Raw genomic sequence first — 20,921 nt, forward strand, 5'->3', positions numbered from 1 at the left:
AAGCGTATGGTTCTGTATCCGCTTGCTGACGCGCGCGGCTCGGTTCACTCCCTGCTGTGACTAGGATTTGATTCAGACAGCAAAGAAGGAACCGAACCGCGCGCGACCTGGATGCGCTTATGCTAGCTCTTCTCCCTTATCATTAGCTTTAGGACGGTGATCTTCTGCAATGTACGTGTACATGGTTGGTACTACGAAAAGAGTAAAGCAAGTTCCAATGAGCAATCCAGTTGAGATGACTAAACCAATGTCAAATCGACTGACAGCGCCAGCGCCACTGGCAATGAGAAGTGGAAGTACACCAAAGACCATAGCAGCAGTAGTCATTAATATAGGTCTTAGACGAGTAGCAGCTGCTTCTTCAACGGCTGCACGCCTGTCTAGATTTTTTTCTCTTTGTATATGGTTAGCAAAGTCGACTATCAGAATCCCGTGCTTACTGATGAGACCAATAAGGGTAATTAGTCCTACTTGAGTGTAGATATTGATGCTAGCAACCCCAAGATTCAATGGTATCAAAGCACCGCAAATAGACATGGGTACACTGATTAGAACTATCAATGGGTCTCTAAAACTTTCATATTGCGCAGAAAGAACTAAAAAGATCACTATAATTGCAAATATAAATGCAAAGACCAATGCACTTCCTTCTTCAATAAACTGTCTGGACTCTCCACCATAATCATAACTAAATCCTTTCGGTAGAATTTCATCGGCTGCTTTTTGTAAAAACGCTAGGCCTTCTCCTAATGTTTTATTAGGCATCATTACCCCTTGAAGGGTAGCTGAGTTGAGTTGCTGAAAATGGCTTGCAGCATTAGGCTGTGTTTTCTCAATTGGGGTAACGACTGTTGAAAGTGGGACCATGGATCCTTTTAAGGTTTTGACATAAAGCTCACCCAGTTGCTTTTCAGTTAAACGAAACTTACGCTCAAGCTGTGGTATAACTTGATAACTGCGGCCTTCTAAGTTGAAGTAATTGATGTAATTTCCTGATAATGCGCTTGTTAAACTACTCCCGATATCTCTCATATCTAGTCCCATTTCAGAGGCTTTTGAGCGATTAATATCAAATTGAATTTGTGGTTGATTAAATTTTAAAGAGTTATCAATGAATATAAATAAACCACTGGCTTTTGCCTTTTCTAATAGCTTGTTTGATACATCCATAAGACTGCGGAAATCATTGGTTGTTTTAATAACGAACTCAACAGGAGGTCCGCCACCACCGCCTGGTAATGGTGGAGGGATAATCGCAAAGGCGTTCAGTCCAGCTATCTCTGATAATTTATTTTGTAAAGGCTCTTTAAGGGCAAATTGACTTCGCTTTCTTTCATCCCATGGTTTCAACACCATACCCGATATGGGTTGTTTCATATTAACGCTAAAATAGCTTTCGGCTTCTGGGAAGCTTTTGTAGATCTCATCAAAAGGTTTAGTGTACGCTTCGATGTAATTCAAGGTTGCATATTGTGGAGCTGTTCCTATAACAAAGAAAAACCCTTGGTCTTCTTCGGGGGCAGTTTCTGCAGAGGTGTTATTGTACAAGTATGGCAACATCATGATGATGACTGCTGCAAAAGGAAGCATAATTTCTCTGGTGTTTAATAAATTATGCAATGCGCTTTTATAAATTCCCTTTAATTTTTCAAAGAACTCATCGAGAGCATGAGCAAATTTACCGCTAGTTGAGCTCATTGATAAGAGTTTTGAACACATCATTGGAGACAGAGTAAGAGCTATTATCCCTGAGATAATAACGGCAGAAGCTAAAGTAAAGGCAAATTCTTTAAATAATGCACCCGTTAATCCTCCCATAAACCCAATAGGGGCATAGACTGCTGCAAGGGTAATCGTCATAGCGATTACAGGCGTTGCTATTTCTCTAGCACCTACAATTGCTGCATCAAACGGACTAAGTCCTTCTTCAAGATGGCGGTGCACGTTTTCGACAACCACTATCGCGTCATCAACTACAAGTCCAATTGCAAGAACGAAGGCAAGCAATGTAAGTAGGTTAATACTGTACCCTAGTATCAACATTAATGTACAAACACCTACTAAAGATAATGGAATTGTTACTACGGGGATTAGTACAGAACGAACGGAGCCTAAAAATAGAAAGATCACAATGATAACGATGACACCAGCTTCGATAATTGTTTCTGTTACTTCATGAATTGATGCTCTGATAAAATTTGTTGCATCATAGACTATGGTTCCTGACAATGATGGTGGGAAATCTTTTACTATTGTAGGGAACAGCTTTCTGGCATCATTAATAACGGTCAGAGGATTGGCAGTTGGGGTAGGTGTTATAGAGATAAAAACAGCTTTTTTCCCATTGAATGTTACCGAATTATCATACGATTGTGACCCCAGCTCAACACGGGCAATATCGCGAATTCTAATAATAGAGCCTTTCTCACTTTTCACAATTAATCTCTGGAACTCTTCGGGAGAATTTAGATCGGTTTTAGCGGTCATGTTGATTGCAACATATTCGCTTTTGGTGTTTCCAGCTGCCGTTAAAAAGTTATTATTTGCCAAAACTGTTGCCACATCTTGTGGGCTTACATTTAATGCACCCATTTTTATTGGGTCCATAAAAATTCTCATCGAATAAGTTGCACCACCTAAAATTTCAGCTTTTGCTACACCGTCAACGGTTTGTAGCTGAGGTTGTACAACCCGAGTTGCAAAATCTGTAATTTGCTGTGGAGTCATTTCCTGGCTGTCTAAACTAATGTACATTAGGGCAGTTGAAGAGTCTGATTTTTTAAGAATGACCGGCTGTTGAGCTTCCTTGGGTAATTGGTTCAGGGTTTGCTGGACTTTACTCATGACATCAGTAAACGCGACTTGAGGATCAAAATTTAACTTAATATTCAGGGTAATTGTGCTTAAGCTTTGCTCGCTGGTTGATGTCATATAATCTATACCTTCAGAGCTAGCAACTGAGCTTTCAAGAGGTGTGGTTATAAATCCAGCGATTAATTCAGCATCTGCCCCTGGGTAACTTGTCATAATTGTAATTACGGTGTTATTCATTTTGGGGAATTGACGAATTTGCATCTTGTACATGGAGTTAAGACCAAATAACAAAATCAATAAGCTGATTACTACGGATAGCACTGGGCGCTTAATGAAAAGATCTGTAAATTTCATAGAGTTTCCTGACATGTTTATTTTACTGTCCTATTTTATCTACATTAGGTGTGGAATCTAATTTAACGCTGTTATTGATTCTTACGGGTGTACCATTTTGTAGTTTTAGATCGCCAGTACTTACAATTTCTTGTCCAGCTTTGATCCCTCTTTTAATGACCGTGTAGTTACCTTCTTGCTCGCCAGTCACAACAAAAACTCGTTTTACAACCAATTGAGGTTCACCATTTTTTCCATTTTCTTTGCTTTTCTCAATCAGATAGATTGAATTTCCATACAAGCTATAGGAAATCGCAGTAGAGGGAACAATGACTGTATTAGGTTCTGGAGCTTGCTTAATTTGAATGGATGAAAACATCCCGGGGACAAAAACAAACTGATTTACTTTATTTTTGCGGTTTTCATCAGAATTACAGCTGATCATCAACTTGTCGCTTCTCTCTATCGTTTTGGTTTTAATTAAAGTCGAGTTTTTGGGATCTTTCAGCGCTTCAGTTGGGCAGTTTGCAAGTGTTGCTTGCACTTGCACATTGTGAGTAGTTAGATCGATTTTAGAGTTTATCGCAGAAATCTTTCCTTCAAACATGAAGTCTGGAAACTCCTGAACAGTAAAAGAAATGGGTTGATCAATTTTGATTTGTTTATAGTATTGTTCCGGAAGATAGAAATCCAAATACAAAGGATCCATGGATTGCAATGAAACGACTGATGTTTGTCCTGGGCTAACATATTGTCCAAGATTTACCTGGCGTATGCCTAATCGTCCAGCAAAGGGGGCCTTAATGTGTTTTTGATTAATTTGTGCTTGAATTTGTTCGACTTTCGCCTGAGCTTGCTGTAGGTTTGCTTTTGCTTCATCAACACTGGAAATAGGAGTCGCACCTCTCTTATAGAGGTCGGTTTGCCGGTTGTACTCAAGTTGTTTAAGAGATAATTCGGATTGATTGAATTTAAGTAATGCCTGGTCAATTGCATCGTCAATAGTAATCAATGGCTCATCCTTCTCGACATATTGACCTGATTCAAAATGGATTTCAATCACATTTCCGGATGCCTCAGAATTGACGTCTACTCCATCCGTTGCCACAAAGTTGCCAATGCCGTCGATTGTTGGGTTCCAATCAACTGCTTGAGCAATCGCTGACGACACAGAAACAGCAGGGGGTTGGTAACTTGCAAAAAAGCGATTAATCATGAACGCCTTGACTAGGTTAAATGCAATGATTCCACCGAAGACAACCAATAAGCTCAGTCCCATGATGGTCATTCGTTTGTTCATTATTCTCCCCTGTGCACGCTTAACCGAAATAAGTTAGTAACTATACCACAACGAACAACTTTAGCACCTGCTAGTTTTAGTAAGTTCTGTGATGTTTAGAGTATTTCTAATTATTCACACTAATCGCATTTGGAGTGCTCAGTGTCTGAGACGAGAAAGTCAGGGAGTGGATCTTTAAAGAAGTCAGAATTTAGTTTTGAAAACAAAAAAAAGTGAGTTCCCTGACGGCTGAGGAATCGACTCATTTTTTAAAAGGGGCATTTATACCAAAGATCGGGCGAAGCACCGAATGGCGCTGCCTTAAGCGGTGTCATTAGGTTCATCTATACGGCTAGCATCGGTCCGCTTGCTGACGCGCGCGGCTCGGTTCCTTCTTTGGTGTCTGAATCAAATCCTAGTCAGAGCAGGGAGTGAACCGAGCCGCGCGCGTCAGCAAGCGGATACGGAACTATCCGCTTTCACGAATGACACTGCTTAAGGCTTCGCCATACGGCTAAGCGCCAGACATAAGCCTAATGACCATCAAAGAAAAGATTAGTTGGGGAACTCTAATAGGAGTCGATTCCTCAGCCCTGAGTCGCGGCTTTGTTACGCTCATGATCCTAATAGATCTTGCTGAATGCTTACGATTATTTTATTTTTTGAGTACAAAAATATCCTATTGACTAAATTGCATACTTTGATACTATTCAGCTTCCAACTTACTAAGGGGAAACACATGAAGTTGAAGTCGTTGTTGTTTGTTGTTTGTTTTAGTTTATTTACTAATGTTTTTGCAGCTAATCTTCACCTGCATCCTAAAGCAGACGGTGAAGACAAGAAATCCATCCAAAAAGGAATTACTTATCCTGGATATTGCCAGATTGAAATCATCAATCAGAGTTTTACTGATGTCCGAGTGTTCGGAACATTTGACGATGGTTCAACTGTAGATTTTAATATTTATCGTTATGAATCTCCTCACTACATTAGTCTTTTCTATAATTTTTATTGCCATAGCGGTATGTACATCACTATCCAATCTCCTTATTACACAATCTACTCAGGTTGGACCAGTGTAAACAACACAATCCGTATTGTTCCTTATTTGAAACAAGCTAAAGCTGAACTATCAACAAGATAATTCATGCAATCGGTAAGAGGGAGCTTTCATTAACAATGGGCTCCCTTTTCTCTTTTTGAGGAGATGTAAATGAGATACCTCAAGTTTTACTGTTTAATGTTTCTACCATTAATGAGCTCTTGTATCCCTATGGAAGACAATTATTATTCCCGTCCCCCCCATGTAGAAGTAGAGCAATATTATCCGCCTCCACAAAACTACCATCATCATTCGTCTCAGCAACCCTATTATAATTACAACAGGCAAGCTTATCGTCCAAGCTCTGGCGGTAGATATCATGATCATTCAGAGAGTCGTGGTAATGTAGTTACCGTTAATCCACAACCAACTCATGGAGTACAAGAACAAGGTAACGTCCATGATCATAATTCCTCCAATGTGCATGGACATAGCTAAAAATTGTATGCTTTCCCCCTTAGTATCTGAGTGAGTTTTGTGTTAATCTATTAAGGTTTTTTTATCATTGAAGGAGCCTTTATGCGTGACTCACTCAGGATGCTTATAGTGGGATCGATATCCTTAATCATTATCGCGTGTACTGTTTCACCTAGAACTGAAAGTACAGGGGAATACCTAGATAGCTCTACAACTACCGCAAAGGTTAAAACCAGTTTGATTGATCAATTAGGAACAACAGGATTTTCTGTTAAAGTGAAGACGTATAAGGATGAAGTACAATTAAGCGGATTTGTTGATACTCCAAGAATTAAACAAAGAGCTGGACAGATTGCATCTGGTGTTGATGGTGTACGAAGTGTCCGCAATGACATTATAGTTAAAAATCGATAATTATTTCTAAAAGAGAGGGCGACTCATGTTCGACGAGAGCTATACCATTGATCAGTTTGATGAAGTTCTATATAAAGCCATGGTTAATGAGAAAAAACGCCAGGAAGAGCATATCGAGTTAATTGCCTCAGAAAACTATGTAAGCCCCAGAGTCTTGCAAGCTCAAGGTTCCGTACTAACCAATAAATACGCAGAAGGTTACCCAGGTAAACGATATTATGGTGGATGCGAGTATGTAGATGTAGCAGAAGAGTTGGCTATATCTAGAGCCAAGCAACTTTTTGGTGCTCATTATGTGAATGTGCAACCTCATTCAGGGTCGCAAGCAAATGCAGCGGTGATGATGGCTTTGCTTTCTCCGGGCGATACCTTTATGGGTATGGCTTTGCCTCATGGAGGACATCTAACTCATGGTTCAAAAGTTAATTTTTCCGGAAAAATATATCATCCTATTGAATATGGAGTTGATCCTACTACTGGGTTGATTGATTATGATGCTTTAGAACGCTTGGCAATAGAGCACAAGCCAAAATTGATCATCGCTGGGTTTTCGGCTTATTCACGAATTTTAGATTGGGCACGCTTTAGAGAAATTGCCGATAAAGTTGGCGCCTATTTAATGGCAGATATGGCCCATGTTGCTGGTTTAGTAGCAGTGGGTTTGTACCCTTCTCCAATGCCCTATGCAGATGTAGTTACGACTACAACACATAAAACGTTACGCGGTCCAAGAGGTGGTTTGATACTGTGTAAAGCTAATGAAGAGATTGAAAAAAAACTGAACTCCTCAGTATTTCCAGGAATGCAAGGTGGTCCTTTGATGCATGTCATAGCAGCGAAAGCAGTCGCTTTTGCAGAAGCATTACTGCCTGAGTTCAAAACCTATCAACAGCAAGTTTTAACAAACGCGCGTACCATGTGCGAAGTTCTAAAAAGTCGGGGATACAATATTGTGTCTGGTGGCACGGACAATCATTTGTTGTTGGTTGATTTAATCAATAAAGACATTACAGGTAAAGATGCTGATGCAGCACTGAGTAAAGCAAACATTACAGTGAATAAGAACTCAGTACCTAATGATCCTCGCTCTCCATTTGTAACTAGTGGTTTACGCTTAGGAACACCGGCAGCTACAACGCGAGGATTCAAAGAGAGAGAAATCACTTTATTATCGAATTGGTTGGCTGATGTACTTGATAATATTCATGATGAAACGAATATCACTAGAGTACAAACACAGGTTTTATTGTTATGTCGTGAATTTCCGGTATACGCTTAATCATGTACTGTCCATTTTGTCATGCACAAGATACTAAAGTGGTCGATTCTCGCTTAATTGCGGAAGGTGCTCAAGTCCGAAGAAGGCGCGAATGTTTAGAATGTCATGAGCGCTTTACCACTTTTGAATCTGCAGAACTCATTATGCCGTTAATCATCAAACGTGATGGCAGACGAGAGCAGTTCAATATAGATAATCTTCGATCTGGGATGCTCAGGGCATTAGAAAAAAGGCCCGTTAGCGTGGATGATCTAGAGAATTCAATTATCACCATAACAGAAGAGATAAGAAGAAGAGGAGACCGAGAGGTTGAATCCAGGCAGGTTGGTGAACTAGTTATGAAGGAGCTGTTTCGTTTAGATCATGTTGCCTATGTCCGTTTCGCCTCGGTTTATAAGCGATTCAAGGACGTAAGTGATTTTAGACAGACCATTGAAGAAATGAAGCACAATGATAAGGATAGCTAGGGTTAGTATTTATAGAGCTTACGTAAAACCACAAGGTCGTGGCAAAAAATGGTTTTAATGAGGGAATTTGGATAAACTAAATGAACAAGTTACAACCATTTTTTAACGATGTGATTGGCGTTCTACGAAAGTTCTACTGTTATTTGAGGTCATAGTGGAAAAGAAAATAGTTGGTGGTAAACGAAGGGCTAGAAAATTGGCTCTCCAAGCCCTTTATCAATGGCTAATGTCTGGAAGTGATATTCCTGAAATTGAGGCACAGTTTAGAGCTATAAACAACATGGCAAAGGTGGATGGAGAGTATTTTTGCCATTTACTTTATGGCGTACCTAAGAATGTACAAGAGCTTGAGACAAGTTTTTCCCCCTATCTGGATAGGGAAGTAAGTGCTCTAAATCCTATTGAGTTAACTGTTTTAAGGATTGGTTCCTTTGAACTACTTCACTGTCCTGAAGTACCTTATAAAGTGGTGCTGGATGAGTCGATATTGTTAGCAAAAGAGTTTGGCTCGCAGGATGGACATCGTTATGTCAATGGTGTTTTAAATAATCTAGCCAGACAAGTTCGTTCGGTTGAAGTCAACATGGAAAATTAAAACGCAATCAGTCAGGAATAGATTTCAAATTAAATCTGCGAAGGAGCGATTATGAATCAAACGAATTTAGTGAATCGAGTATGGCAGAATCCAATTTATTTTATTGCTTTCGGATTTGGTAGTGGGTTAATGTCTATTGCCCCTGGGACATGGGGAACCTTAGCGGCAATTCCATTGTATTTGCTTCTAATGAATTCACACTGGACTGTCTATCTAGTATGTACAATACTAGCATTTTTGTTAGGTGTTTGGGTTAGCGACAAAGTTTCCTCTGATTTAGGAGTTCATGACTATAAAGGAATTGTTTGGGACGAAGTCGTTGGCTATCTATTAACGATGTTTTTAGCCCCAAAAGGGTATGTGTGGATGTTAATCGGTTTTATTCTTTTTCGAATTTTTGATATCTGGAAGCCGCAGCCTATTCGGACGATTGATAAGCAGGTAAAAGGTGGAATAGGCATTATGCTGGATGATGTGATTGCTGCAATTCCTGCCTGGGGCATTATACAACTTATTGCTTGGAGCATTCACTAAATGAATGAAAACCATAAAGAACTTATCAGTATAGGTCTTACGGTTAGTATTGTCGTTTTCTCCATTTATATCGTTCATAAATTCCTTCCATCCATGATCTGGGCAGGAATTATAGTTATAGCCACTTATCCCATGTACAACAAGTGGACTAAACTGTTTGGAAATTACAGCAATACAGCAGCCTTTTTATTCACTACACTAATGGGTTTATTATTTTTAATTCCACTGAGTTGGCTGGTAAGCATACTGATTAAAGAATCGCAGTTATTCATTAATTTTTTACAAGAAACCAATCGTGAGGGGGGGGCTGCACCTGATTTTTTTAAGAATATTCCATTAGTTGGCAACGATCTCATTGTCTATTGGGATGAACATATTGGTAAGCCGGGTTTGATAAAAGGTTTTTTATCCAATTTGCATTTAACACTAACTCCAGCTAGCTATTATATAAAACAAATTGGGTTTAATTTGGCGCATCGTAGTTTTCAAGTAGGATTTACTTTACTGACTTTATTCTTCTTCTATCGGGATGGTAATCAATTAATCCAGCAGATCCAACATGTTGGAAAATATTGTTTAGGGAATAGATGGTCTAGATACGCGGATAGATTACCCACTGCTTTGAGAGGTACTGTAAATGGCACAATCGTTGTCGGTATAGGTGTCGGGGTATTAATGGGGGTGTGCTACGCATTAGTAGGATTTCCAGCACCTACATTAACAGGATTTATCACTGCATTAGCAGCGATGATTCCTTTTGTTGTTCCCATTGTGTTTGTGATTGTTGCCTTGGTCTTGTTGTCAGTAGGTAGTTTAGTGGGTGCGATCGTCGTGTTAGTCTGGGGGACTTTGGTCATGTTTGTCGCGGACCATTTTATAAAACCAGTTCTCATCGGTGGTGCTATAGAGTTACCCTTTTTGGCTGTTTTATTTGGGATCTTAGGTGGTGTTGAGACTTTAGGATTACTAGGCTTATTTTTAGGTCCGATGGTTATGGTTTTATTCGTAACTTTGTGGCAAGAGCCACAAGGTTACGAGAAACACTCAGGCTATTAATCATTCGCTAGCTTGAGCCTAAAAACCTTAAAGTATATGAGTTACGGATTGCAGACAATCAAAGGTCTTAGGCCAAGATCGTTGAATGGCAACTCCTAGGAAGTTGCTCTATCGAATGAACCATTCACACCAAAGTTAATGGTGTACAAACTGTATCTTTTGTTATCAAACTCAGGAAGTGCTTTGGTCGTGATATATCGAAGGTCCAAATCAAGCCAAGTATAATCATCAATCAAGTAACCCACTCCCAAAATACCCTGAGCAGCACTTGAGGTAAGAGTGTTATTAATTGATCTAGACGTTTCATTCGTTGTAAGGGTTGCAATGAATTCGTTACTGTTGCTGATACTCACCACTCCCGCACCGACTCCAAGATATGGGAAAATATCACTTGGATTCTCATTTCCAAAGATATCAAAATACACATTAAATAATCCATAAACGGCTGTACTAGTGCCCTTAAATCCTACGCCTTTAGTCACTAATTCAGAGGGGCAGTTTCCAGTAGGGGTAGCAACATCCATATTTTCAATGGTACAACCAGGAAGTTTGACCGGACCAGTGGAAATTGAGTTATAGAGTACTTGAACCTCCCCTCTGTAGTGACTGTACTTATACCCAAGAGCGGCACCACCTCCACCTGAAATATAGCTAAATTTCACTTGAGCATCATGATTTATACCATAATAAGGAATATGAATATTCTGCTCGGAAGGCCCATGACTGACCTCACCTAACAATCCAAAATAAAACCCATGGGGTTCATTAAAAGCAAAGGTTGAGTTGCTTAGGATGAAGCTTGATACCAGACCTAGTTTGATGAACTTTTTCATAGAGATGTCCTTATTTATAATTTCCTTGGTCAAAACGGTATATAGCTCCGGCACTTGCTAGATGAGCGGTGTAGCTTCTTCCAAAAAGATCGATTTGATCGGTTGCAATGAAGCGGTAAGCAACGTTGACAGCGTAGTTTTCGGCAAAATTATAAGTTAGACCAACAGTCCCTTGATACGCAAATCCTCCTTCGCCATCATTAAAATAGGTTGGTCCAAGAGGTCCTGAACTAGCTAATTTAGTTTTCAAATAGCCATAACCTATTCCTGCCCCTAGGAATGGTGCAATAGCTGGTAACATCTCTGGAGTATCGTAATAAATGTTAGCCATAATGAAATTACCGCTTGTATAACCAGTCAGGCCTGTTTGAGGGCGAAAGTTCACATTAAAGTGCTTTGCATTTGCTGTTAAATACGTATATTCTGCTTCATAACGAAGGGGATTGCTTTGAAATCCGTATCTGGCTCCCGCATTATACCCACCATTGTATCCATCATTATCACGGAAAAGACCGTATTGATATAGATAGACATGACTGGGAACATAAGTATAACCGCCAAATGCACTGGCATACCAACCATCAACAGGGGTGGCAGCTGAGGTTATACCAGAAACCAATAATGCAGTTGTAAGTAGTGTAGTTCTCATAACATCCCTTATTTTTATTATTTTTCTAAACTAAACCATGTTATCGGTTTAGCTTAAATTTGCAAGTTTTCTCTAAATCATTGTAAGGAATTTTTTAATGATTGAAAGGTAAAAAACAGTGTAGCCATCAGCAAGTAACGTGACTTGATTAATTAATAATTAATCAGGTAAGATGAAATTTAGTCTATATAAAAGGAGTTTATATATGCCTCGTCATTCCAAAAAGAAATTACGTAAGATCATTGATAATCTTGATGAATTTTCAGAAATACTGATTAATTGGATTGCAGACGAGAGTGATGAAGGCAGCAAGAAGCTAATCGCCTCAATAGAAAAAGCAAAAATTCGCTATGCCAAACCCATAGAATCATGGCTCACTGGTTGGATATATCAATTTACACGTCTTCGTGGTGATGAAATTCAAAGCGCTATTAAAGGCATTGAAGAGTATCCAGACGCTTACACCCGTATCCAAGAGTTCAAATTATTAATTAGTAAAGGTGAGTGGGAACATGGCTCATTTAATCACTATTTATTTGATGAATTGATAAAATCCATTCCTGGATATGAACCATTAGATATCGATACGGTTCATCTTGTCATTTTGCGCCTTAAAGAGCTCCTCAATAATAAAATGGATGAATTCATGAGTCAGTATGTCTCCAACCAGAAATTGATTGAAGACAGAGAAAGGGAAAAAGCGAAAATACACTCTCATGAGAAAGATGTCAGTAAGTTATTCGTTTTCAATGACTTATCAGAAGCAAAAAAGGTAAACCAAGTTCAAAATAATGATCGAGTATTTTGTTTAGAACAAAAAAACAAGCTATGGAAAGTCACTTGGATTGATCTGCAGGGTAAATCCTATGTCCTAGAGCCAACCGAAGAATTGGTTACTATTCTGAGGGAAAACAATGTAATGGATTTGAAACAAGTAAGCCCATTAAATTTGAAGCGAATCAAAAACGAGTGTTTAAAAGTACGTGAAAACTTTCTCAATAAGATAGTTTTACTGATTAATCCTGTTGATTCAAAAACAAAGGCGGAAGAATCTGACAGTGCTTTATGTGCAAAAGGAATTACATCAACCTTTGTATTAAGAGGCAAGCCAAATAATTACACCGTGTCTTGGATTAATTCTTTAGGCATACCAAATCAAGTGTTACTCAATTTATACCCAAGTTTACAAGCATTTTTAGTGGGAAAGACACAATTTGTAAAAGAAGATGATTTATTAGATCTAAAATCCCATTTATTGCAAGTCAATACGAAAAAATCGTTGACAATGGATGATTTTAAGGACGAGTTATCCAGGTGTTTAACACATACAAACAAAAAACCCAAAGCAACAGAAGCACAGACCAGTCATAAATTAGATCTCGAAAAATACGAGGCCATCAATAAATGTTTGGGAGCCAGAGTAGTTGATCAGGGTCCTAGAAACAAATTAGATCTTGGAAAGTTTAAAGCGATAGAAGAGTGCTTAGCCTCTAAGATCCAACAGGGCAATGAATTAACAGAGTTTCAAAGGCAGCAATCAGTGCCTTCAGAACCTATCAAGGTAGTTAACATTCAGCCTAATAGACCTGCACCCCAAAAAATAAATCTAGATAACTATGCCAATTTAACGCTATTTTTTGGCGCTAGATCAAACTCTACACAAAGTGAGGTGCCGCTTCAGGAATGCATCACTCATGAACTTTAAATCCATTTGTAATTGGATATCGCCAATCCTTACCAAATGCCAGGGAGCTGATTTTAATACCAGGAGCTGCCTGGCGCCTTTTGTATTCATTACGTTGAATTAATTGAACAACTTTTTTAACGTCTTGAGAGCTAAAACCTTGGGATATCAATTCATCAGGGCTCAAATTATTTTCCATATACCCTGAAATTATTGCATCAAGAACGGCGTAATCGGGTAGGCTATCTTGATCGGTTTGATTGGGTTTAAGTTCAGCAGAAGGAGCTCTTGTTAGAACCCGCTCTGGAATAATAGGGGACAATTGGTTTCGGTACTTCGCTAGTTCATAGACTTGGGTTTTTAACACGTCTTTTAAGACGGCAAATCCACCGGCCATATCTCCATATAGAGTGGCATATCCAACAGCAGTTTCACTTTTATTGCTGGTTGTAAGTACCATCTTGCCTGTTTTATTGGATAGCGCCATGAGTAACATCCCTCGAATCCTCGCTTGAATATTCTCTTCTGTCGTATCAGGATCTTTGTTTGCAAAACTAGCTTTCAATGATTCAATCATTGAATTAAATACAGGCTCAATGGAAATGCTTGAATGCTGGACATGTAAAGATTCAATCTGTTTTAAAGCATCCTCATTACTCATCGAAGCAGTATAACGTGATGGCATCATAACGGCATGGACATACTCAGGGCCAAAAGCATCCACTGCGATTGCCAATGTAAGAGCAGAGTCAATCCCCCCTGAAAGACCTATAATCACTCCTGGAAAGTTATTTTTAAGCACATAATCTCTAGTCCCGCAAACTAGCGCTTTGTAAATCAGGGGAATTTGTGGAAGTTGGGGAGCGATTGAACCAGTAATGGATTCTTTGTTAATAATGACAGTAGATAGACTTTCCTCAAAGGCTGGGGCAATAGCAGCTATTTTACCCTGCTTATCAATAGCCATTGATTGCCCATCAAATAAAATGTCATCTTGGCCGCCAATTTGGTTAACATAGATGATCGAAATACCTTGTTTGGCATAAGATGTTAAAATGTCTTCACGTCTATCCAGTTTATTGTAATCAAACGGTGATGCATTGATACTGATTAAAGAAGTGATGCCTTCATGAATTAAATCTTGTACAGGTCCTGTTTGCCATTGATCTTCACAGATACAAAGACCCAATTTATGGTCACGAATTTCCAAGATACAAGGATTCTTCTCGCCGGGTTTGAAATAGCGAACATCATCAAAAACACCGTAGTTAGGTAATTTCTGTTTATGATACTCTTTGATTTGTTGTCCGTTATAAAATACAGAAAGACTGTTATAACAAGCATCATCGTGCCATAGTGGATGACCAACAATGATAAAACATTCTTGTGCCGCGGCTTGGATTAATCTCAACTGTTTATTGACTTGCTCAAGGTATTCTTTGCGAAACAGTAAGTCTTCGGTGGGGTACCCACTAATAGCAAGTTCTGGGAAAACAATCACATCATGCATGGATTGATGCTCATGAATGATATTGATTATTTTCTCCGTATTTAACTGGAGTGCCCCTACTGTGGGATTGATTTGTGCCATTAACACAGTGAGATTTGAATTCATGCGCTTCATTTCGTTCGTTTGATTTAGTGTGAAGTGTAGCTTATTTCAAGGAAATATATCTAGACCCTATAAATTAGAACAAAAATTGAATAAAATATTCATTTTTTCTCATGTAAATTGTCTCTATGTTAAGTGAAGCAATATCCCAAATGCCTGATGCTTTTGAAGCTAAAGAATTGCTTCGGGGGCAAGATTATTTCAACAAGGGACATGTGCTTAGCATCAGGTTAAGTGATGGTCTTATAAAAGGACGAGTAAAAGGCAGCACTAGCCAAATTTATGATGTGCATATGGATTTGAAATCATGGCCAGGAAAACCCTCTCGATGCACCTGTTCCACTCAACGCAACTGTAAACATGCCGCGGCATGTTTGTTTGCTATCCGTGAAAAAGAGCAATTGAATTTAATAGAACGTTCTCCAAATAAATTGGATAGAAAACTGGATATTTGGTTAAAAAATTTGCGTGCTCAAGAAGCGTCACAAACCACTAAAATTCAAGCATCGCATCAACTAACCTATTTGATGCAATTAAAGTTCAATGGCTATGAGCATCGAGTGACCATTCGCTTGGCTCTGGCAAAGGTATTGAAACGCGGTGGTTATGGTAAGAAAACGATCATTAATAGCTTGTCTGACTCGAAAAAACAATTTTTCAGCCCAGAAGATAATGACATTGTTGCTCAATTACTTTTCAAGTGTGATGCAGCTGGCTGGTTTGATGGGTTTACAATTCGTAACTCTGAAATCATTGAAAAAATTCTATCTACTGGAAGAGCTTTTTTTACGAATAACGAAGAGAGTGCTATTCATTTAGGAAATCCTATACAAGCCTCTTGTGAATGGGTTCTGCTACCCAATGGAAATCAAACCTTAAAACTAATGAGTGGGGATCAAGCTTTGGAGCCTCTACTTTTGGATGAGACCTGGTATTTTGATACATCGCTCTCTATCATGGGACGTTTGCACTCCAAGTTTCCAGTTAAGCAGATCAGGCATCTGTTGGATGCTCCACCCATTTCAATTGAACAGGCCGAATTATTGTCCAAGAAAATGGAAACAGAATATCCTGAATTTCCAAAGCCAACTGTATTTCAAGAGCGTGAAGTTAAACAGATTCAACCAATACCGGTGCTAACGTTTGATGTTGTGACTCGAGCAGATGAGGGAACGTTCAACTTATTCGGTCAAGCCGATCTGACCTTGTACGTAGCTTCGGTTTCCTTTGACTATGCAGGGCATGTTATTCCAACAAGTGAAGACGGTCCGTCGGTCTTTACTCAGCAAAATGGTTTTTTAGTCGAATATGTTCGTGATATCGAGTTTGAGTTAAAGAAACAAGAAGAGCTTAAAACGATGATTTCCATCCGGTTGCCTGATCCATGGGAAATTCATCAATTCAAATTCGAAAAAAACTCCACTTACATACTAAGCGAGATTGCTAGTGAGACGGATGTAGAAGAGTTATACAGCAAAGCGATACCCTTATTAAAAAGCCAAGGTTGGAAATTGATTTATTCCAGTGCTCACTATCAGGAAGTGATTAGTGAGGAAGACGTTGAGTGGTTTTCTGATATACAGGAAAGTGGCACGGATTTCTTTTCTTATCAGTTGGGCATATTAGTAGAGGGGAAACCTGTCAGCATAGTTCCATTAGTTGCTGATCTTATTCAAAAATACGGTTCATCCGATTTGGATATTTTATCCGATGATCAACCCATCAAATTACCCATTCAAGAAGGCAAGGTACTGAAACTTCCAATGGGTAGAATTAAGCCCTTGGTTCGATTATTACTGCAGTTTGGTTTCCGTGAAGTAGAGTCGAGCCAGAAGCTGCAAATCAATAAATATCAACTGTTGTTGATGCAAGAAGCTGAATTAGCTCTAGCTGCAGTGAAGTCACGTTGGCAAGGGGCTGAATCGATAAGAGAAGAGCTAAGAAATTTGGTGCAATTAACCAAAGTTCCCGAGATTACTCCTCCAAAAGGTTTGGGTACACGTTTAAGAGATTATCAGCAATATGGATTAAATTGGTTACAGTTGTTACGTACAAGCCGTTTTAATGGTGTGTTAGCAGATGATATGGGCCTGGGTAAAACGGTACAAACACTGGCTCACTTACAGTATGAAAAAGAGCAAGGGAGAATTAAAGGGCCTAGTTTAATTGTTGCTCCAACCAGTCTCGTTGGCAATTGGCTGTCAGAGTCTAGGCGATTTACTCCCGAGTTAAGAGTGTTGGTTTATCATGGTATTGATCGCCATCAAGATGATTTTGCCGATTATGATTTAATCATCTCGACTTACGGCTTAATTCAGAGAGATAAACTAAAATTCATCAGCCACCATTTTTATTATTTAATACTGGATGAAGCGCAATTTATCAAAAACGCCAGGACAAAAACGACTCAGATCATCCAGCAATTAAATGCTGCGCATCGATTATGTCTTACTGGAACACCGTTAGAAAACAATTTAGGTGAGCTTTGGTCGCTGTTTCACTTTTTAATGCCAGGTTTACTAGGCGATGTTAAGCAATTCAGGCAGTGGTTTCGAACGCCAATAGAAAAACATGCCGATATGGAGCGAAGGGAGTTATTGGCAAAACGTGTAAAACCATTTTTATTACGCCGAACAAAGAACCAGGTTGCTAAGGAATTACCGCAAAAAACGGAAATTACTCGGACTATAGAATTGACTGGGACACAACGAGATCTCTATGAAGCTATTCGCATGAGCATGGAAAAAAAGGTGAGAGATGCTATTGCGAGACAGGGGTTGGGCAGGAGTCATATCGTATTACTTGATGCCTTGTTGAAGTTGCGACAGGTTTGTTGTGATCCTCGCTTACTCAGCCTTTCAGAAGCGAGTATTGCTCATGGGAACTCGGCGAAATTAGAGGCATTGATGGAGTTGCTCGATAATTTAGTAAGAGAAGGCAGAAGAGTTTTGGTTTTCTCCCAATTCACCTCTATGTTAAAGCTTATTGAAAATGTATTGATCGAAAACCAATACGAGTATTTGAAGCTAACAGGTCAAACTCAAAATCGACAAGCCTTGGTCGAGCAGTTCCAAGAAGGTAATATTCCCATTTTCTTAATTAGTCTAAAAGCGGGCGGAACGGGTTTGAATCTAACCAAAGCGGACACAGTAATTCACTTTGATCCATGGTGGAATCCCGCCGTAGAAGATCAAGCTACGGATCGAACACATCGTATTGGCCAGGAAAACCCTGTTTTTGTTTATAAGCTAATTACAGCAGGAACTGTAGAAGAAGTGATTCTAGGAATGCAAGCGAAGAAAAGGCAATTGGTTGATGGTATTTTAGGGCACGATACAGCTCAGTCTGTATCCCTCAGTGAAGAAGATTTGAATCAGTTTTTTGTACCCTTGACGGATTAGTCGCAGTTGATCTGTTCAAAATCCTAAAGGAGAAGCTTATCGAGAAGGAAATTCAATTGATCAATTCTTTAGTCACAAGGCACGTAGTGAGTCAGATTCTTTAGCAGATCCTAGGATTTTTGCTGATGTACTTCAATTTATTATAAACATATAGTTGCTAATCAACAAGAGTTAAAAAGGCCACATAGTAGTATCTCAAAAAGCCTTCTAAAAGGAATAGTCGTATTTGTAGGTTTAGTTCTAGGCATAATTCCGGGGCTATTTCTAGGTAAGCGACTGTTTGCGCAGGATAGGCCTGTTACCACAAATGAAGAATTAGTAAAACCAACTTTAGAATTAAAGAGTCTTCTAGGGCAATGATCTATTTTATTGCATGTATCCTTTAACTATATCGTTTGCAAAGGAATATTTTTACCAAGCAGTGGCAATGTATCTCATCTTAGCTTATTCTTTTATTGATACATTTTAGGAGATCATTCATGAAATTATGGAAAGTACTGTGTGGTTTTGTTGTTGCTTTTTGTTATTTACCTTTAGCTATTGCTGCATCAAATTCTCCAGCTGGTACATGGACAACCATTGATGATAAAACAGGAGCGAAAAGAGCGGTTGTGAGTCTAAGTGTTTCAAATGGTGTCTTAAGTGGAACCATTATTAAAGTGTATCCTCAACCAGGCGACACTGGAATTTGCTCAAAGTGTCCAGGTGCTTTCAAAGACAAAAAAATTCAAGGTTTGACTTTTGTTTGGGGCTTAAAGGATGATGGCAATGGAACATGGAGTGGGGGTTCTATACTCGATCCTAAAACAGGGAAAATCTATAAAGCTAAAATGACTCTTCAAGGTAATAAATTACTCGTTAGAGGGTATGTTGGAGTGTCTATCCTTGGTCGTACTCAAACTTGGGTTAGATAATCCATTTTTGTCCCCAGGCATAATCAAAAAATTCTTCCTCCGCGTAAGCGGAGGAGCTTTAGAAATCAAGTGATATCGAATATAATTTGAAATTCCCAATAGAATCCTTTTAAATAGACTAACTCTCTTATTAGATAAGACATCACTTACCATGCTCGATTTACAAGCTCCTAAAAAAAACAAGGTCGACCCATTAAAGAGACCACCACACTCATTGGAAGCTGAGCAATCCATCATTGGTGGCTTAATGTTGGATAACCAAGCTTGGGATAAGATTTCGAGCAAATTGTGTGAGACTGATTTTTATCGTACCGAACATCGTATTTTATACCGAGCAATTACGTCATTAGCAAAAAAGGATCAGCCTTTTGATGTGGTAACATTACTTGATGCTTTAAAATCTCACAATGAGTTAGATGATGCAGGTGGTGAGGCCTATCTCTTCGAATTAGCGAATAACACGCCGAGCGTTGCGAACGTGGTGGCTTATGCGGATATTGTTCGAGAAAAATCAGTACAAAGACAACTCATATCGGTAGCCACTGAAATCGCTGATTCTGCATACAACCCTGCAGGCAGAGAAGTTCCAGAACTCTTGGATATGGCTGAAACAAAAGTATTTGCTATTGGCGAGCAAACAGCAGGAGATGGTGGACCTGAGAACATTAAATCCATTTTAGTGAGGGCAGTGGAAAAAATAGATGCCCTTTATCATAATGGTGATGCAATAACTGGCTTGGCTACAGGTTTATCTGACTTAGATGAAATGACTTCAGGATTACAACCGTCCGACTTAGTGATTGTTGCAGGAAGACCATCGATGGGTAAAACCACTTTGGTGATGAACATGGCTGAACACGCAGCAATAAAAGCAGGAAAGCCGGTATTGGTGTTCTCGATGGAAATGCCATCTGACTCGCTAGCAATGAGAATGATGTCTTCTTTAGGTCGAATTGATCAACATCGCATTCGAACTGGTAAGTTGGATGACGATGATTGGCCAAGGGTTACCTCTGCGGTGCATATGCTTTCGGAAGCTCCATTGTACATAGATGACACACCTGCTATGAGTCCCAGTGAAATGAGAGCAAGGGCAAGGCGATTGGCTAAAGAAAATGGTTCTTTAGGCCTAATTGTAGTGGACTATTTGCAGTTGATGAAGGTTCCGGGTTTTGGTGCTGAAAATAGAACTGCAGAAATTTCTGAAATTTCCCGTAGTCTTAAAGCATTAGCTAAAGAATTGCATGTTCCTGTCATTGCATTATCTCAGCTAAACCGGAGCTTGGAACAACGATCAGATAAACGGCCGGTAATGTCAGATTTAAGGGAATCTGGAGCCATTGAGCAAGACGCCGATTTAATTTGTTTTATTTACCGGGATGAAGTGTATAACGAAGATAGCCCTGACAAGGGTGTAGCAGAAATAATTGTCGCAAAACAAAGAAATGGCCCAATAGGAAAAGTTCGTGTGGCATTCTTGGGTAAATACACCCGATTTGAAGATTTAGCATTTAATGGTTATCAAGGGGTAGATTAAG

At 39.3% G+C, this 20,921-nt stretch carries 17 protein-coding genes; 12 read left to right on the top strand and 5 right to left on the bottom strand.

The window, feature by feature from the left end:
• Positions 1-117: 117 nt before the first annotated feature.
• Positions 118-3,168, bottom strand: a complete 3,051-nt coding sequence (locus Lwal_RS14115; protein ID WP_058481447.1) for an efflux RND transporter permease subunit — start codon at positions 3,166-3,168, stop codon at positions 118-120.
• 22 nt (positions 3,169-3,190) lie between these two features.
• Positions 3,191-4,447 (bottom strand): efflux RND transporter periplasmic adaptor subunit, encoded by a 1,257-nt coding sequence (locus Lwal_RS14120; RefSeq protein ID WP_058481448.1) that lies wholly within the window; start codon positions 4,445-4,447, stop codon positions 3,191-3,193.
• 718 nt (positions 4,448-5,165) lie between these two features.
• Between Lwal_RS14120 and Lwal_RS14125 the strand changes: the two genes are divergently transcribed.
• The 8 genes from Lwal_RS14125 (at position 5,166) to Lwal_RS14160 (ending at position 10,290) form a co-directional block, all read left to right on the top strand.
• Positions 5,166-5,570 carry a hypothetical protein gene (locus tag Lwal_RS14125; protein WP_058481449.1) on the top strand — a complete coding sequence of 135 codons (405 nt, stop codon included), beginning with the start codon at positions 5,166-5,168 and terminating at the stop codon, positions 5,568-5,570.
• Between the two features lie 69 nt (positions 5,571-5,639).
• Positions 5,640-5,966, top strand: a complete 327-nt coding sequence (locus tag Lwal_RS14130) for a hypothetical protein (protein ID WP_058481450.1) — start codon at positions 5,640-5,642, stop codon at positions 5,964-5,966.
• 81 nt (positions 5,967-6,047) lie between these two features.
• Positions 6,048-6,359 carry a BON domain-containing protein gene (locus Lwal_RS14135; protein WP_058481451.1) on the top strand — a complete coding sequence of 104 codons (312 nt, stop codon included), beginning with the start codon at positions 6,048-6,050 and terminating at the stop codon, positions 6,357-6,359.
• Between the two features lie 25 nt (positions 6,360-6,384).
• Positions 6,385-7,638, top strand: a complete 1,254-nt coding sequence (gene glyA / locus Lwal_RS14140; protein WP_058481452.1) for a serine hydroxymethyltransferase — start codon at positions 6,385-6,387, stop codon at positions 7,636-7,638.
• Between the two features lie 2 nt (positions 7,639-7,640).
• The gene (nrdR, locus tag Lwal_RS14145; protein ID WP_058481453.1) at positions 7,641-8,105 is read left to right on the top strand and encodes a transcriptional regulator NrdR; all 465 of its coding nucleotides are present in this window, start codon (positions 7,641-7,643) and stop codon (positions 8,103-8,105) included.
• A gap of 154 nt (positions 8,106-8,259) precedes the next feature.
• Positions 8,260-8,700, top strand: a complete 441-nt coding sequence (nusB, locus tag Lwal_RS14150; protein WP_058481454.1) for a transcription antitermination factor NusB — start codon at positions 8,260-8,262, stop codon at positions 8,698-8,700.
• A 51-nt stretch (positions 8,701-8,751) separates the two neighbouring features.
• Positions 8,752-9,234 carry a phosphatidylglycerophosphatase A family protein gene (locus Lwal_RS14155; protein ID WP_058481455.1) on the top strand — a complete coding sequence of 161 codons (483 nt, stop codon included), beginning with the start codon at positions 8,752-8,754 and terminating at the stop codon, positions 9,232-9,234.
• Complete coding sequence (locus Lwal_RS14160) at positions 9,235-10,290, top strand: AI-2E family transporter (RefSeq protein WP_058481456.1); 1,056 nt, start codon at positions 9,235-9,237, stop codon at positions 10,288-10,290.
• A 95-nt stretch (positions 10,291-10,385) separates the two neighbouring features.
• Here Lwal_RS14160 and Lwal_RS14165 read toward each other — a convergent pair whose 3' ends face one another.
• Positions 10,386-11,123: a hypothetical protein gene (locus Lwal_RS14165; protein WP_058481457.1), complete on the bottom strand. Its 738-nt coding sequence runs from the start codon at positions 11,121-11,123 to the stop codon at positions 10,386-10,388.
• A 10-nt stretch (positions 11,124-11,133) separates the two neighbouring features.
• Positions 11,134-11,772: an outer membrane protein gene (locus Lwal_RS14170; protein WP_058481458.1), complete on the bottom strand. Its 639-nt coding sequence runs from the start codon at positions 11,770-11,772 to the stop codon at positions 11,134-11,136.
• A gap of 205 nt (positions 11,773-11,977) precedes the next feature.
• On the opposite strand from Lwal_RS14170, the gene Lwal_RS14175 reads away from it, so the two are divergent.
• Positions 11,978-13,477 carry a hypothetical protein gene (locus Lwal_RS14175; RefSeq protein WP_058481459.1) on the top strand — a complete coding sequence of 500 codons (1,500 nt, stop codon included), beginning with the start codon at positions 11,978-11,980 and terminating at the stop codon, positions 13,475-13,477.
• Here the strand turns inward: Lwal_RS14175 and Lwal_RS14180 are convergent.
• Positions 13,461-15,071: an NAD+ synthase gene (locus Lwal_RS14180; RefSeq protein ID WP_058481460.1), complete on the bottom strand. Its 1,611-nt coding sequence runs from the start codon at positions 15,069-15,071 to the stop codon at positions 13,461-13,463. The two genes, Lwal_RS14175 and Lwal_RS14180, sit on opposite strands and share 17 nt — an antisense overlap.
• A 125-nt stretch (positions 15,072-15,196) precedes the next feature.
• On the opposite strand from Lwal_RS14180, the gene Lwal_RS14185 reads away from it, so the two are divergent.
• From Lwal_RS14185 to dnaB, 3 genes are all read left to right on the top strand, one after another.
• The gene (locus Lwal_RS14185) at positions 15,197-18,469 is read left to right on the top strand and encodes a DEAD/DEAH box helicase (protein WP_058481461.1); all 3,273 of its coding nucleotides are present in this window, start codon (positions 15,197-15,199) and stop codon (positions 18,467-18,469) included.
• Positions 18,470-18,948: 479 nt separating this feature from the next.
• The gene (locus tag Lwal_RS14190; RefSeq protein WP_058481462.1) at positions 18,949-19,383 is read left to right on the top strand and encodes a DUF2147 domain-containing protein; all 435 of its coding nucleotides are present in this window, start codon (positions 18,949-18,951) and stop codon (positions 19,381-19,383) included.
• A gap of 151 nt (positions 19,384-19,534) precedes the next feature.
• Positions 19,535-20,920, top strand: a complete 1,386-nt coding sequence (gene dnaB / locus Lwal_RS14195) for a replicative DNA helicase (RefSeq protein ID WP_058481463.1) — start codon at positions 19,535-19,537, stop codon at positions 20,918-20,920.
• The last annotated feature ends 1 nt before the right edge of the window (position 20,921 follow it).

The sequence above is a fragment of the Legionella waltersii genome, assembly GCF_001468085.1.
Taxonomy (GTDB): domain Bacteria; phylum Pseudomonadota; class Gammaproteobacteria; order Legionellales; family Legionellaceae; genus Legionella; species Legionella waltersii.

Bases quoted from the DNA above. Each gene is read 5' to 3' on its own strand.
- Lwal_RS14160 (WP_058481456.1), top strand. From the start codon at position 9,235: ATGAATGAAAACCATAAAGAACTTATCAGTATAGGTCTTACGGTTAGT.
- Lwal_RS14170 (WP_058481458.1), bottom strand. From the start codon at position 11,772: ATGAGAACTACACTACTTACAACTGCATTATTGGTTTCTGGTATAACC.
- Lwal_RS14175 (WP_058481459.1), top strand. From the start codon at position 11,978: ATGCCTCGTCATTCCAAAAAGAAATTACGTAAGATCATTGATAATCTT.
- Lwal_RS14155 (WP_058481455.1), top strand. From the start codon at position 8,752: ATGAATCAAACGAATTTAGTGAATCGAGTATGGCAGAATCCAATTTAT.
- Lwal_RS14120 (WP_058481448.1), bottom strand. From the start codon at position 4,447: ATGAACAAACGAATGACCATCATGGGACTGAGCTTATTGGTTGTCTTC.
- Lwal_RS14130 (WP_058481450.1), top strand. From the start codon at position 5,640: ATGAGATACCTCAAGTTTTACTGTTTAATGTTTCTACCATTAATGAGC.
- Lwal_RS14135 (WP_058481451.1), top strand. From the start codon at position 6,048: ATGCGTGACTCACTCAGGATGCTTATAGTGGGATCGATATCCTTAATC.
- Lwal_RS14185 (WP_058481461.1), top strand. From the start codon at position 15,197: ATGTTAAGTGAAGCAATATCCCAAATGCCTGATGCTTTTGAAGCTAAA.
- Lwal_RS14125 (WP_058481449.1), top strand. From the start codon at position 5,166: ATGAAGTTGAAGTCGTTGTTGTTTGTTGTTTGTTTTAGTTTATTTACT.
- Lwal_RS14115 (WP_058481447.1), bottom strand. From the start codon at position 3,168: ATGAAATTTACAGATCTTTTCATTAAGCGCCCAGTGCTATCCGTAGTA.
- Lwal_RS14180 (WP_058481460.1), bottom strand. From the start codon at position 15,071: ATGAATTCAAATCTCACTGTGTTAATGGCACAAATCAATCCCACAGTA.
- Lwal_RS14190 (WP_058481462.1), top strand. From the start codon at position 18,949: ATGAAATTATGGAAAGTACTGTGTGGTTTTGTTGTTGCTTTTTGTTAT.
- dnaB (WP_058481463.1), top strand. From the start codon at position 19,535: ATGCTCGATTTACAAGCTCCTAAAAAAAACAAGGTCGACCCATTAAAG.
- Lwal_RS14165 (WP_058481457.1), bottom strand. From the start codon at position 11,123: ATGAAAAAGTTCATCAAACTAGGTCTGGTATCAAGCTTCATCCTAAGC.
- glyA (WP_058481452.1), top strand. From the start codon at position 6,385: ATGTTCGACGAGAGCTATACCATTGATCAGTTTGATGAAGTTCTATAT.
- nrdR (WP_058481453.1), top strand. From the start codon at position 7,641: ATGTACTGTCCATTTTGTCATGCACAAGATACTAAAGTGGTCGATTCT.